14 protein-coding genes are annotated in these 13,376 nt (G+C 72.7%); 9 read left to right on the top strand and 5 right to left on the bottom strand.

The genetic code is table 11. From position 1 onward, the window contains the following. Window positions 1–132: 132 nt before the first annotated feature. The 4 genes from OG251_RS05985 to OG251_RS05970 all read left to right on the top strand — a co-directional run bounded on the left by OG251_RS05985 (window position 133) and on the right by OG251_RS05970 (window position 4,573). Complete coding sequence (locus OG251_RS05985) at window positions 133–1,374, top strand: Clp protease N-terminal domain-containing protein (RefSeq protein WP_326676178.1); 1,242 nt, start codon at window positions 133–135, stop codon at window positions 1,372–1,374. Window positions 1,375–1,450: 76 nt separating this feature from the next. Then, on the top strand, window positions 1,451–2,944 hold the full coding sequence (locus OG251_RS05980; protein WP_326676177.1) for a sensor histidine kinase: 1,494 nt from the start codon (window positions 1,451–1,453) through the stop codon (window positions 2,942–2,944). 4 nt (window positions 2,945–2,948) lie between these two features. Further along, window positions 2,949–3,602 (top strand): response regulator transcription factor, encoded by a 654-nt coding sequence (locus OG251_RS05975; protein ID WP_326676176.1) that lies wholly within the window; start codon window positions 2,949–2,951, stop codon window positions 3,600–3,602. Between the two features lie 344 nt (window positions 3,603–3,946). Beyond that, window positions 3,947–4,573, top strand: a complete 627-nt coding sequence (locus OG251_RS05970) for a PadR family transcriptional regulator (protein ID WP_326676175.1) — start codon at window positions 3,947–3,949, stop codon at window positions 4,571–4,573. Window positions 4,574–4,663: 90 nt separating this feature from the next. On the opposite strand, the gene OG251_RS05965 is transcribed toward OG251_RS05970, so the two are convergent. Together OG251_RS05965 and OG251_RS05960 are read right to left on the bottom strand one after the other, a co-directional pair. After that, window positions 4,664–5,095 carry a type II toxin-antitoxin system Rv0910 family toxin gene (locus OG251_RS05965; protein WP_073722924.1) on the bottom strand — a complete coding sequence of 144 codons (432 nt, stop codon included), beginning with the start codon at window positions 5,093–5,095 and terminating at the stop codon, window positions 4,664–4,666. A 79-nt stretch (window positions 5,096–5,174) separates the two neighbouring features. After that, window positions 5,175–5,369 (bottom strand): hypothetical protein, encoded by a 195-nt coding sequence (locus OG251_RS05960; RefSeq protein WP_073722926.1) that lies wholly within the window; start codon window positions 5,367–5,369, stop codon window positions 5,175–5,177. A 245-nt stretch (window positions 5,370–5,614) separates the two neighbouring features. Between OG251_RS05960 and OG251_RS05955 the strand changes: the two genes are divergently transcribed. The 3 genes from OG251_RS05955 to OG251_RS05945 all read left to right on the top strand — a co-directional run bounded on the left by OG251_RS05955 (window position 5,615) and on the right by OG251_RS05945 (window position 8,359). Next, window positions 5,615–6,157: a Clp protease N-terminal domain-containing protein gene (locus OG251_RS05955; RefSeq protein WP_326676174.1), complete on the top strand. Its 543-nt coding sequence runs from the start codon at window positions 5,615–5,617 to the stop codon at window positions 6,155–6,157. Between the two features lie 40 nt (window positions 6,158–6,197). After that, the gene (locus OG251_RS05950) at window positions 6,198–7,226 is read left to right on the top strand and encodes an EamA family transporter (RefSeq protein WP_326676172.1); all 1,029 of its coding nucleotides are present in this window, start codon (window positions 6,198–6,200) and stop codon (window positions 7,224–7,226) included. 158 nt (window positions 7,227–7,384) lie between these two features. Beyond that, window positions 7,385–8,359, top strand: a complete 975-nt coding sequence (locus OG251_RS05945) for a DMT family transporter (RefSeq protein WP_326676170.1) — start codon at window positions 7,385–7,387, stop codon at window positions 8,357–8,359. Window positions 8,360–8,537: 178 nt separating this feature from the next. Here the strand turns inward: OG251_RS05945 and OG251_RS05940 are convergent, their stop codons facing one another. Continuing rightward, window positions 8,538–9,230: a pyridoxamine 5'-phosphate oxidase family protein gene (locus tag OG251_RS05940; protein ID WP_326676167.1), complete on the bottom strand. Its 693-nt coding sequence runs from the start codon at window positions 9,228–9,230 to the stop codon at window positions 8,538–8,540. Window positions 9,231–9,265: 35 nt separating this feature from the next. Between OG251_RS05940 and OG251_RS05935 the strand changes: the two genes are divergently transcribed. Then, the gene (locus tag OG251_RS05935) at window positions 9,266–10,597 is read left to right on the top strand and encodes an aminotransferase class I/II-fold pyridoxal phosphate-dependent enzyme (protein WP_326676166.1); all 1,332 of its coding nucleotides are present in this window, start codon (window positions 9,266–9,268) and stop codon (window positions 10,595–10,597) included. Window positions 10,598–10,673: 76 nt separating this feature from the next. Here the strand turns inward: OG251_RS05935 and OG251_RS05930 are convergent, their stop codons facing one another. Beyond that, complete coding sequence (locus OG251_RS05930) at window positions 10,674–11,735, bottom strand: DMT family transporter (RefSeq protein WP_326676164.1); 1,062 nt, start codon at window positions 11,733–11,735, stop codon at window positions 10,674–10,676. Window positions 11,736–11,809: 74 nt separating this feature from the next. Between OG251_RS05930 and OG251_RS05925 the strand changes: the two genes are divergently transcribed. Then, entirely contained in the window at window positions 11,810–12,730 is a 921-nt protein-coding gene (locus tag OG251_RS05925; protein ID WP_326676162.1) for a LysR family transcriptional regulator, read from the top strand. Between the two features lie 89 nt (window positions 12,731–12,819). On the opposite strand, the gene OG251_RS05920 is transcribed toward OG251_RS05925, so the two are convergent. Beyond that, window positions 12,820–13,284, bottom strand: coding sequence for a pyridoxamine 5'-phosphate oxidase family protein (locus OG251_RS05920; protein WP_326676161.1), 465 nt, complete (start codon window positions 13,282–13,284; stop codon window positions 12,820–12,822). Window positions 13,285–13,376: the final 92 nt, after the last annotated feature.

Genomic DNA, 13,376 nt, shown 5'->3' with positions numbered 1-13,376 from the left:
GGGCGCGTCCGGCGACGGGCCGGGCGCACGCCGCCGATCGGACGAGGAGTGTGGCCGATCGGCAGAAGCGATGGCGCGGTGGGTGCGCCTAGCGTTGTTCGAACCAGGTCGGCACGCTGTGAGGGGAAATTGATGAGTCAGCGAGGGACGGCCGGAGCGGCCGACGGCATGACGGTGACCGGGGCGACCACGGAGTTCGAACCGGACGTCATGGACCTGTTCGTGGAGACACTGCGCCGTGCGGCCAGGCGTGAGTTGCCGGTGGTGGGGACGGACACCCTGCTGGGGGAGCTGGTGATGGGGGACACGGGCGCAGGTGCGGCGATCGCCCCGGGTGTGCGGAAGGCCGGTTCGCTCAGCGGGTTGATCACCGGCAGGGCCGGCCGAGGCTGGGTGAGCGAGGACGAGGCACCCGGTGCGCCGGTCGGGGCGGGCACCGGTGTGGAAGCTGATCAGGTTACCGACGGGCGGGAGGTGGATGCCGCGTGGTCTGAGGCTCGGTGGCGCGTCGGGCTCGGGGCACGCGGATCGGCCGCGGACGGCGGCGGGGTGCTGTCCGGGATGAGCGGGGCGCTGCGCGCGTGCCTGTTGCTCGCTCTCAGGTCGGCTCATGCCGAGGGGACGGTCTCCGTGCGTTGCAGGCATGTGGCCCGTGCCTTGCTGGACCTGCCGGACAGCCGGGCGCGGGAGGCCCTGCTGCTGCAGCGGCTGGACGTGGCCGCCGCGTCGAGTGTGCTCGACCGCCTGGACGCGAGCGCCCCGGCGGAGACCGAGGGACCGGAATCCCGCGGCGTGACTCTGCTCCGCCGGGCCGGAACGGTGGGCAGGAGCGGCAACCGCTTGACCCGCGCGCTGACTTCATGGACCTCCGGAAGCACCGAGAACGGCTCACCGGTCCTGTTCGCGGTGTCCGTCGAGGCCATGCGGCAAGCGGTACGGTGCGGACGCGCCGAGGTGGAGCCGGTGGATCTCCTGCTGGGAACGCTGGCGCTGGACCGGGCACTGCACGTCGCCGGGCGCTCGCTTCCCGGGAGCCTGGAGGACGCCAACTCCGCTGCTGCCCTGCTGCGCCGACACGGCGTACGGCAGGTCTCCCTGGTCTCCTCGGCCTCGGCGGAACCGTCCGCCGCCGTCCCCGCCGACGGTGTGCGGCGGTCCGCCGCCGCCGAGCGGGCCGTGTCGATGGCGCGGCTGTCCGCCGCCGAGCACGGGTCGCCCACGGTCGGTACGGTCCACCTGCTGTCCGCGCTGCTCGACGAGCCGGCGGCGGATGCGGACGGTGGGGCCGGTGGCGCGGTCGTCGCGCTGCTGGCCGCCGACCGGGTGGACGTGGCCGCGCTGCGGGCGGAGCTGAGCCTCCGGCAGGGCGCATGACACCCGGGCCCGCCGGGCGGCGACCGCTGCGGCTACCGTTCCTCGCGGGAGACCCAGCGGCGGGGCAAGGGAGATCATGAGTCAGGCGCCCGAATCCACACGGCTGTCGCGCCCGTCCGTACGGCTGAGGCGCACGTCGGCCGGTGCGACGCGGTGGCTGCGCCGTGAGGCGGTGGAGAGCTGGTCCGCGGTGCGTGCGGCCGAGCGCCGTACGGTCGTGACCGAGGCGCTTCTCTGCGCTCTGGTGGCGGCCGCCGGTCTGATGCCGCTGTTGCTGGCGCCCCCGGACCGGCCGGTGCCGGCCGTCGCGGAGGCGTTGTGGGCGGCGGTACTCGTCCCCGCCCGGCGCGGCCGGCCGGTCGCCGCGGTCCTGGGTTGCTCCGTGCTGGTCGCGGGCGACAACGTGTGGACCCTGGCGGTGGCACCACTGATCGTGCTCTCCGCCACCCGTCGTATCGCACCGCCCCGGCGTGTGTGGCAGCTCGTCGGGGTGGCCTGCGCCGCGGTCGGTGCCCTGAGCCTCGCTCGTGCCGTGGTCGGGCCCGGGACCCTGCTGCCGGAACTGTCCGAGAACGCCGTCTCGGCGGTGCTGCTTCTTCTGCTTCCGGCCCTGGCCGGCACCCTGCTGGGGCGGCGGCGGCCCCTGGTCAGCCTGCTGCGGGAACGCAACGCCTATCTGGAGCAGGCCCGTGTGCTGACCGCCGCGACGGCCCGGATGGAGGAACGGACCCGGATCGCGGGAGAGATGCACGATCTCCTGGGACACCGGCTGAGCCTGATCTCGGTGCACGCCGGCGCGCTCGAACTCGGCGCCGCGCGGCAGGCCCCCGCCCTCGTCGGACAGGCCGAGTTGCTCCGCACGACCGCCGGCTTCGCCATGGAGGAACTTCGCGAGATCCTCGGCGTCCTGCGGTACGAGGACATGACCGGCCCGGCGGACGGGACCCGGGAGGAGAGGGGAACGCGTGCGGACATCACCGCGCTCGTGACGGAATCCCGGCAGACGGGCAGCACCGTCGAGTTGGACTGGTCCGTCCCCGACACGTCCGAGGTGGGTCCCCGTACGCGTCAGGCGATCCACCGGGTGGTCCGCGAAGGGCTGACGAACGTGCTGAAACACGCCTCCGGCGCGCCCACCAGGGTCGTGGTGAGAGGCGCGGACAGAGGTGTCGAAGTGTCCGTCACCAACGAGGCGCCCCGCGCGTCCGGCCAGTCCCACGGCGGAAGTCACAGCGGGCTGGCCGGCTGCCAGGAACGGATCTCGTTGCTCGGCGGCACGTTCCGGGCCGGTACCTTGACCGACGGCGGATTCCGCTTGGCGGCCTGGCTGCCCGCACACGGCAACGAGCCCGTGGGATTCGCCGCGCTCCAGGGGGCCACCGCCGATCCGCTTCCGCAGCCGGCCCGCCGCCGATCCGACGGCATCGAACAGAGAGGGGCACGAGCCCCGCTGCCGGACGAGGTCCTGACCTGGCCGCGAGTCCTGGGATCGGGCTGCCTGGCACTGCTCGTGACCCTGCCCACGGTCGCCTTCCTCATCATCCTGGTGGTTCACGCGGCCCTAGGATGACCTGATGATCCGAGTTCTGGTCGCCGACGACGAGGCGCTGATGCGCGCGGGAATCCGGATGATTCTGGAGAACGCCGAGGACATCGCGGTGGTCGCCGAGGCGGGCGACGGCCGTGAGGCCGCCGCGGCATGCCGCGACCAGGACATCGATGTCGCCCTGCTCGACATCAGCATGCCGGTCAGAGACGGGATCGCGGCGGCCGAGGACATCACCCGCCTCTCGCCCCGCACCTGTGTCGTGATGCTGACGGCGTTCAGTGAGGAAGCGAGCGTGACGCGCGCCCTGCGGGCCGGTGCGAGCGGATTCCTCCTCAAGGACACCGGGCCCGCCGAACTGATCCGCGCCGTGCGACGCGCCGCCGGCGGCGAACCGGTACTGGCCCCCCGGATCACCCGGCAGCTGCTGGAACGGCACGTGAAGTCCGGCCGGGACACCGAGGCGGCGCTGCGCCGGACCGAAGAACTGACCCCGGCCGAACGGGATGTCCTACGGCTGCTGGGCACGGGCCTGTCCAACGCGGAGATCGCCGACCAGCTCTATCTGAGCGCGGGCACGGTCAAGGCCCACATCAGCCGGATCCTCACCCGCACCGGCTGCGCCAACCGCGTACAGGCCGCCGTCCTCGCCCACGACGCCGGGCTGCTCACCGATCGTTGAGCCGGTTCTCCGCGGTCCCGCACCGGCGGACGCGAGCGGCACACACCGGATCGGGGCGGCACGCGGCGCCTCCGTACCCGCACCGGCGGAACCGGGTTCACCGATCGAACGCCTCGATCGGACGGCGGCGGACGGCCTCAGCCGGACCGGACAGCGAGAACGCCTCCCCGCGGTGACAGGAGGCCCCGTTCCGCCGCCGGGCCGGTGACCTTCCGCGTCCTGCGGCTCAGCCACCGCAATTCCACACGACGACACACGAACGCTGGCACAGGGGTTTGCCAGGCGATAGTTTCCGATATATCGTTGACGCATCGCGACAGATCAACGATGGAAGGAGCGTAGCGATGCGTTCACATGGGCACGAGCATGAGCACGGACATGGACACGGGCACTGCGGGCCCGGTCACCCGGGCCGGGGCGACTTCGAGGGGCGACGGGCGGCCTTCGGGCAGTTCGGGCCGCCGTTCGGTGGCGGTCCCTTCGGCGGTGGCCCCTTCGGTGGCGGGCGTGGGCGTGGTGGCGGCCGGGGAAGGGCGCGGCGTGGTGACGTACGCGCGTCGATCCTGGCCCTGCTGAAGGACCGGCCGATGCACGGCTACGAGATGATTCAGGAGATCGGTGAGCGCAGCGGCGGGGCCTGGCGGCCCAGTCCCGGCTCCGTCTACCCGACCCTCCAGCTGCTGGAGGACGAGGGCCTGATCGTCAGTGCCAGCGAGGGCGGCAAGAAGCTGTTCACGCTCACCGAATCCGGGCGCGGTGAAGCCGAAACCGGCCCCGACGCACCGTGGGAGGAGGCCGGGCGCGGCGTCGACTGGGAGAGCGTGAACGAGATCCGTCAGGCCGGCTTCGGTCTGATGGAGGCGTTCGGGCAGGTCTGGAAGACCGGCTCGGCCGATCAGCGGGAGAAGGCGCTGTCGGTCATCAACGACGCTCGTAAGAAGCTCTATCTGATCCTTGCCGGCGAGCACTGATGGTCCGGTGCGTCGTCATCGGTACGAAGGGCCCCGCGGTCGATCCGCGGGGCCCTTCGATGCTTCCGTGTCCCGTCGGTGTACGGAAGGTCATGCGGCGGCGAGGCCGCCGAGCTTGCGCAGCGACTCGTGCAGCGCCGCCGTCGCCGAGTCCTTGAGCTTGCCCGCCATCAGGGAGACCGCGGCCCCGGTGAACTCCCCGTCGATGCGCATCGTGGTGGCGTCCCCGTCCGGGGTCAGTGAGTACCGCATGCACAGGGCGACCCCCATCGGGCCCTTGCCCCGGGTGGTGAGCAGCCGGCCGGTCTCCAGCTCGTCGACCGTCCAGGTCACCTCGGCGGGGAAGCCCATGAGTTTCATGTTCTCCTCGTAGGTGGCGGCGAGTTCCAGTACGGCGGGGCCGCCCTTGGGGAAGCTGGTGTGGGTGGCGTTCCACTCGCCGTACGTGGTGAAGTCCGTGAGTTGTGCCCAGACCTTGTCGGCGGGTGCCTCGATGCGCGCCTCGGCGCTGACCTCGGCCATGCGACCACCCCTTGCTCGTCGGGTTACGGTGTCGCGGAACGTAGCGTCGGCGGCGGGAACAAGCAATGCTGATGGGCCGTCAGATCTGTTGGGTCTGCCGGTTCCGCCAGATCACCGCCGAATCGAACCAGTCCGATGCGCGCGGATGCGGACCCTCGTCGTGGCAGTGGAACGCCGCCCAGAAGAGGTCGGCGGGCAGGGCGTCGTCCGGTGCGTACACCCGGTAGACGTACTGCAGTCCGTCCTGCGCCAGCAGGGCGACCATCCAGAACACCGCCGCCGCGCTCCTTCCGGGTGCTGTGAGTTCGCTGTTGCGTGAGGGACGTGTACCACGGGGCTCGCGGTTGCCCGGGGGTGTGGGGCAAGGCGGCGCGCGCCCTTTTTCGGCTTGGTTGTGCGCCTGGCGAGATCTCATCCGGAAGGATGAGGGGGTGATCTGATGTGCCCAACTTGGGTGGGATGGGTAAATGGGCCCCTCCGGGGATGTTCCGGCACCGGGGGACTGATGGGGTAAGAGGTGTGCAAAACCGGACGCCGCGGATACCCGAACAGCCCGCACCGAACCCTGTCGATATCGACGCCGGACTCACCGTTGAGCTGGCCTCGGTGGTGACCGGCGCGCGCAGGCGGGCCCTGCGCGACGGTGACCGTCAGATCGACACGGCCCATCTCCTGCACTCCCTCATCGAGTCGGACCCGGCGGTCCGGGAAGCCTTCGACGGCGGGCCGCAGCTGGCCAGGGTGCTCGGCTACCTCGTGCAGCGCAGTATCGGCTACGGGCTCCGCTGGCAGGGTTCCGTCGAGGACTCGGGTGCGGTCCCGGTGGTCCGGGAGGCGGCGGTGGACGGCTGGTCGCCCTCGGCCGTGTCCGCGATGGAAGCGGCCGGCCACAGTGCCGGACTCCGCGGCGAGTCGCGGGCGGGCGGTCTCGACCTGCTCTCCGCGCTGGCGGCCGACACGGAGTGCCGGGCCGTGGAGGTACTGGCACGGGCGGGTGTGGACGCGGCGTGGCTGGCGGCCCGCGCGGCGGAACGGACGGCCGAGGCGTCTCGACAGGTGTGACAGGGGTGACGGTGCTGATCGCAACTGTCATGATGTGCCGATGCACGCGTCTCAGGGGAGAAGCGCCGGCCTGGGACTAGCCCTTGCCTCGGCCCTCGCATTCGGTGGTTCAGGGGTGGCGGCCAAGCCGCTGATCGAGGCCGGGCTCGACCCGCTGCATGTGGTGTGGCTACGGGTGGCCGGCGCCGCACTCGTCATGCTGCCGGTCGCCTGGCGCCACCGGAACCTCGTGCGTGAACGGCCCGCTCTGCTGGCCGGGTTCGGCCTCTTCGCCGTCGCCGGTGTCCAGGCCTTCTACTTCGCCGCGATCTCCCGCATCCCCGTCGGTGTGGCGCTCCTGGTCGAGTACCTGGCCCCGGCGCTGGTTCTCGGCTGGGTCCGCTTCGTCCAGCGCAGACCCGTCACCCGGGCCGCCGCGCTCGGCGTGATCCTCGCGGTCGGCGGTCTGGCCTGCGTCGTCGAGGTGTGGTCCGGACTGAGTTTCGACGCCGTCGGACTGCTGCTCGCCCTCGCCGCCGCCTGCTGCCAGGTCGGCTACTTCGTCCTGTCGGACCAGGGCAGCCAGGACACCGCGGGCGGTGGCGGGAAGGGCGTCCCGCCGCCTCATCCGGTCGGGGTCATCGCCTACGGGCTGCTGATCGGCGCCGCTGTGCTGACCGTGGTCGCCCGGCCCTGGGGCATGGACTGGGCGATCCTCGGCGGGACCGCGGACATGAACGGGAACGCGGTCCCCGCGTGGCTGCTGATCGGCTGGATCGTGCTGCTCGCCACCGTGCTCGCCTATGTCACCGGAGTGATCTCGGTGCGGCTGCTCTCCCCACAGGTGGCGGGCGTCGTCGCCTGTCTGGAGGCGGTCATCGCGACCGTGCTCGCCTGGGTACTGCTCGGCGAGCATCTCTCCGCACCGCAGCTCATTGGTGGCGCGGTCGTCCTGATCGGTGCGTTCATCGCCCAGTCCTCGGCGCCGAAACCGCCCTCCGGGCCGGTCGCGCCGGCACTCGCCCCGCCCGAGGGGGCCGTCGGCGGCACCGCCGAGGGGGAGTTGTCCGTGGGACGCACCTCGCCGTAGTGTGCCGAGCATGCATCTGACCGTACTTCCGCCGCCTGCCGCCTAGCGCGGGCGGCCACTCCTGACGAAGACCGGGCTCGGGCAGTCCCCGAGCGGTTCGTCGCTGCCCGCGTGCGGAGCCGAGCGACCACCACCCCGTCCTCCTCTGGAGAAGTCACGTGTCGAACCCTGCTACCGGCCTGCCCGTCGTTCCCGGCCTGCCCGTCGGGCGGAGCCTGCTGTACCTCGTCGTCGCCGGAGTCGCCTGGGGCACCGCCGGAGCGGCCGCCTCCCTGATCTTCCGGGTCAGTGATCTCGGGCCTCTCGCCCTGTCGTTCTGGCGCTGCGCCGGCGGCCTCGTCCTGCTGGCCGGAGCACTGGCCCTGCGGCCGCGCCGTACCCCCGGCCCCGCGGAGACCGGGCGCCGCCGGCTGCTGCGCATCCTCGGGACCGGGATCGGTCTCACCCTGTTCCAGAGCGCGTACTTCGCGGCCGTCGAGGTGACCGGCCTCGCGGTCGGGACCGTCGTCACGCTGGGGGCCGGGCCGGTCCTCATCGCCGTGGGCGCGCGGCTGACCATGGGCGAGCGCCTCGGCCGCGGCGGGCTGGCCGGGGTGACCGGTGCGCTCGCGGGACTGGCCGTGCTGGTCCTCGGCGGTGACGGCGCCGAGGTACGGCCGCTGGGCGTCGCCCTGGCGCTGCTCTCCGCCGCCGGATACGCCGCGATCACCCTGCTCACCCGGTGGCTCGGGCGGGACGGCGGGGGTGGCGACGCGCTCGCCACCAGTGCCTGGGCGTTCGGGATCGGCGCCGTGGGGCTGCTGCCGATGGCCGCTGCCGAGGGGCTCGTGCCGCACACCGCGGAGACCGGTCAGGTGCTGTGGCTGCTGGTGTACGTGGCCGCGGTGCCGACGGCGCTGGCGTACGCCCTGTACTTCGCCGGCGCCGCGGCGGTCCGGTCGGCGACCGTCTCCGTGATCATGCTCCTGGAGCCGGTGAGCGCGGCACTGATCGCCGTGACCGTGCTGCGGGAGCGGCTGACGGCGGCCACCGTCGTCGGCACCCTGCTCCTGCTCACCGCGGTGGCGGGGCTCGCCGTGGCCGAGGCACGCGGCGCGGCGGCCGGCCGTCGGAAGGCGGCCGTCACGGTGTGACCGCCGGGCCGTTGCCGCGCGGCGGGTCCGCCGTCCGGTCGGTCCGACGCGCGTGACCGGTCGGCGTCGCAGGTCACGGCTCCGAGACACACCGGCAGGTGTCGCGGGTCAGTGTGGCGAGATACGCCGACCAGCCGCCGCAGGCCCCGTGGCGAAACGCGTCGGCAGGTGTCGCGGGTCAGCGTGACAGATACGGCGGCACCGCGATGGCCGGGTCGAGATCGTCCGCCGGGACGGGCTCGGCGTATCCACGGGTGAGCGGGACGATGCCCGCCCAGTGGGGCAGCCCGACATCGGCCGGTTCGTCGCCGGGGCCGCCGGTGCGCACCTTCGCGGAGACTTCGTCGAGGTCGAGCCGGATCACCGCCGTCGCGGCCAGTTCCTTCGCGTCGGCGGGCCGCGCGTCCCGCGACCTGCCGGGGACGACCTGGTCGACGATCGCGTCCAGTGCGATGCGCCGCTCCTCGGGGTCGGTCACCGTGACCGCCACCCCGTGGACCATCACGGAGCGGTAGTTCAAGGAGTGGTGGAAGGCGGACCGGGCCAGCACCAGGGCGTCGACATGCGTGACCGTGAGGCAGACCGGCAGACCGGGGTCCGCCCCGTCCGCCGCGCGCAGCGGCCGGGAGCCGGTCGAGCCGTGGACGTAGAGCCGTTCGCCGATCCGGCCGAACAGGGTCGGCAGCACGACCGGCGCACCGTCGCGGACGAAGCCCAGATGGCAGACGTACGCCGCGTCCAGTATCGAGTGGACCAGCTTTCGGTCGTAGGAGGCCCGCTCCTTGCTCCGGGTGGGAACCGTGCGCTCGGTGGGCAGATACGGGGCGGCGGCGTCCGGGCGCGTGCTGTCGGGCGTTGCGGTCTCCGGCATTGCGTACTCCATTGCACTAGTGCATAATGTGGTTTGTGCTAGGAGAGTATCGGATCAGTGGGCGGCGCGCATCGGAAATCGCCGCCAGTGTGGAGCGAGGCGTCGGCTCGGGAGATCTCGCGCCCGGACAGGTCCTGCCTCCCATGCGGGAGTTGGCGGAGCTCCTGGAGGTGAATCCGAATACGGTGGCGGCCGCCTATCGCACCCTGCGCGAGCGCGGGGTGATCGAGACGGCGGGACGCCGGGGGAGCCGGGTGCGACCGCGCCCCGCCAGTACCGCGCGCGGCTCACTGCGGATCGAAGCCCCACCGGGCGTACGGGACCTGGGGGAGGGCAACCCGGACCCGGAGCTGCTGCCGGATCTGGGGGAGGCGCTGGCCGTGTCCGCCGCCGCGTACGCGCGGCAGCCGGGTCTCTACGGCGAGGCGCCGGTGGTCGCGGAGTTCGCCGCGTTCGCGCGTGCCGCGATGGATGCGGACGGGGTGCCGCCGGGGCCGCTGGCCGTCACCTCCGGATCCCTGGACGCGATCGAGCGGGTGCTGTCCGCGCACCTCAGGGCGGGTGACGCCGTCGCGGTCGAGGATCCGGGATGGGGCAGCCTGCTCGATCTCGTACCGGCGCTCGGGATGCGGGCCGTGCCGGTGGGCGTGGACGACGAGGGCCCGTTGCCCGCGGACGTGGAGCGCGCCCTGCGGGCGGGTGCCAGGGCGCTCATCGTCACCGACCGGGCGCAGAACCCGACGGGGGCCGTGATCGGTGCGGAGCGGGCCGGGCAGTTGCGTGCCGTGCTCGCGGGCCACCCCGGGGTGCTGCTGATCGAGGACGACCACGGGCACGCCATCGTCGACCTGCCGCTGCACCCGCTGGGCGCGGTCACGGACCACTGGGTGTTCGTACGGTCCGCGGCGAAGGCGTACGGCCCCGATCTGCGGGTCGCCGTGCTGACGGGCGACGCGGTGACCGTCGACCGGGTGGTGGGGCGGCTCGGCCTGGGGCCCGGCTGGGTCAGCAAGTTGTTGCAGCGGGCCGTGCTGCATCTGTGGACCTCGGGCGCCGTCGATCCGGTAGCGGTCGCGGGGTCGTACGCGGAGCGGCGCGACGCCCTCGTGCGGGCACTGGCGGAACGGGGCGTGCGGGCGCACGGCCGCAGCGGGATGAACGTGTGGGTGCCGGTGAGCGACGAGACCGGAGCCGTGGCCCGGCTGTTGCGCGCGGGCTGGGCGGTGGCGCCCGGGGCGAGATTCCGGCTCGCCGCGCCCCCGGCGGTGCGGCTCACCGTGTCGACGCTGGGCGCGGCGGACATCGAGCCGCTGGCGGACGCGGTGGCCGAGGCAGCGGGACCGGCACGCCCGATCAGTTACGGCTGAGAGGCGGCGGTGCGGCCCGGTCGGATACACGGCAGGGCCGGGGAGCCAGGCCCCTGTTCCGCGGCCGGGCGCCCGGTCACGGTGCGGCGGCGCGGTCCGGTCGGCGGCGGCCGGGCCGTCGCGACGGGCGGGTCGCCGCCGACCCGGCCCGGCTCTGTGTGAGAGCGGCGCCCGCGAGGACGATCAGGGCGCCGGCCGGGGTGTTCCAGTTCAGCTCCTCGCCGAGGAGGGCGACCCCGGCCGCGGTGGCGATCACCGGGATGAAGTAGGTGACCATCTGCGCGGTCGTCGGGCCGACCTCCGTCACCAGGCCGTACTGGAGCAGCACCGCGAGGCCCGTACCCAGAGCGCCCAGCGCGACGACGGCGAGCGTCGGCAGAACGGGAAAGGCCGTCGGTGCGGAGGTGAACAGCGGTGTCACCACGGCCAGTTGGAGCGTTCCGACGAACAGTTGGCTGCCGGTCAGGGCCAGCGTGGACGAACCCGTGCCGGCCAGCGTCCTACGGACGTAGATCCAGCCGATCGGGTAGCTGAGGGAGGCCAGCAGGGCCATCGCCGTACCGCTGGGATCCAGGCCGGAGAACCCCTGCCATGCGCCGAGCACGGTCAGCACGCCGAGGAAGCCGAGGCCGAGGCCCGCGACGCGGCGGCGGGTCGGCCGGTCCTCGGACAGCGCGACGATCGAGAGCGCCATGCCCCACAGCGGCGACGTCGCGTTGCAGATTCCGGCCAGCGTGGACGGAATCGTCGTTTCGGCGTAGGCGAAGAGCGAGAACGGCAGCGCGTTGAGGAAGAACGCGGCGACGCTGAGATGGCCCCAGGTCCGTGCCGAGCGCGGCAGCCGCTCGCGCCGTACGGCCATGGCGACGGCGAGCACCGCCGTACCGGACAGCAGGCGGCCGAAGGTCACCTGGAACGGGGCGTAGGCATCGGTCCCCACCTTGATGAGCAGGAAGCTGAAGCCCCAGATGAGTGAGAGCGCCCCGAACCGGATGCGCCAGTCGGTCACCGGCCGCCGGGCGGGCGCGGATGCGGACAGGTGCGGGTGAGGGGGCGTGCGCGGGGGTGCCGACGCGGCGCCCGTCGACGGTGCACGGGGCGCGGTCGGTGCGGTCGCCGGTTCGGAGGGGGCTCTCATGGGGACAACGATGACGAAGGCAATCGCGTAGAACAAGTGAAAGTTACTGGCACCGTCCGCGTAGCATCACTTACATGTTGAACCTGGAGCGCCTTCGTACGCTGGACGCCCTAGCCCGCCACGGCTCGGTGAGCGGAGCCGCCGGAGGGCTGCACGTCACCACCTCGGCGGTCTCCCAGCAGATGGCCAAACTGGAACGCGAGGTGGGTCAGCAGCTGCTCGCCAGGAACGGCCGCGGGGTTCGCCTCACCGACGCGGGCCGGCTGCTCGCCGACCATGCCGCACGGATCCTGTCCCAGGTGGAACTGGCCCAGTCGGACATCGAGGCCCAGCGGGGCGAGGCGGTGGGCGAGGTGCGGATCTCGGCCTTCCCGACCGCGGCGCGCGGGCTGCTCCCCGCGACGCTGGCCGGGTTGCGCGCGGACCATCCGGAACTGAAGGTCCGCACGACGGAGCTGGAGCCGGAGCAGGGCATTCTGGCGGTGTTCCGCGGTGATGTCGACCTGGCCGTGGTGCTCGACTGGAGCAACAAGCGGCTGCCCGTGCCCGGCGGGCTGACCAAGGCCGAACTCCTCGCCGACGCCCCGGACATCGCCATGCCGGCCGGTCATCCGCTCGCGGACCGTGCCGAGGTGGCCCTGGCGGACTTCGCCGAGGACGAATGGGTGTCCTGGCCCGAGGGCGAGTTCTGCTACGAGTGGCTGATGTTCACCCTGCGCTCCGAGGGAATCGAGCCGCGTATCGCGCATCTGGCGGGCGAACACCACACCCAACTGGCCCTGGTGAACGCCGGGTTCGGCGTCTGCGTCGCGCCGCGTCTGGGGCGCGGTCCGGTGCCGGACGGTGTGCGGCTCGTGCCGGTACGGCAGACCGTGCGGCGGCACATCCACGTCGTATGGCGCACGGACGCCGACCGGCGCCCGTCGATCAGGGCGGCGGTCGAGGCGCTGCGCGGAGCGGGCCGGGCCGCGGAGGCCGCCGGGGAGCGTCCCTGAAGACTGCCCCCGCCGTCCCCGGGGGGACGGTCCTCGGTCGGGACCGCCCTGCGGAGGGCTCTCGCCCTCCGGTGCCCGGCGCGGGCCCGTCAACCGGTCAGCTTGCGGAAGTCCCAGGAGGTGACCGTGTCCGGCGTGAGCCGCAGCCAGGCGTGCCGCCCGTCGTGCGGCATGGCCTCCATACCGAAGTACTTGGGCGGGAAGAGCCGTTCCGGTACCTCCAGTTCGGCGCAGGCCGCACCCGTGCGAGGTGCCTCGCCCACGAACTCCACCGCGCCGGACAGCTCCACGCCGCGCAGTTCTCCGTACTCGACCCCGTCGTCGACCACCACGGCGATCCGCCGATCGTGACGCAGCTGGGCCCAGCGAAGGCTGCGGGTGAGGGAGTACAGCCAGAGCGAGGTGCCGTCCCAGACGAACCAGAGCGCCCCGGCGTGCGGCCGTCCGTCGGCGGCGAGGGTGGCCACGCGGCAGGTGCGCTGCTCGGTCAGGTAGGCGTCCCGTTCGCCGTCGGTCATCATGATCCGGCGGCCTCGTCGCTGAGTGACGGCCATGGAGTGTCCCCTCCTGGTGTCTGACTGTGTGTCAGAAATCATGGGGGCTCTTCCCTCGTCGCGCAATGCCCGTTACCCTCGCGCGCCCGGTC

The organism is Streptomyces sp. NBC_01237 (genome assembly GCF_035917275.1).
Classification (GTDB): Bacteria; Actinomycetota; Actinomycetes; order Streptomycetales; family Streptomycetaceae; genus Streptomyces.
The sequence above is the reverse complement of the archived record's forward strand: the minus strand, read 5'-3'. Positions and strand labels throughout refer to the sequence as shown.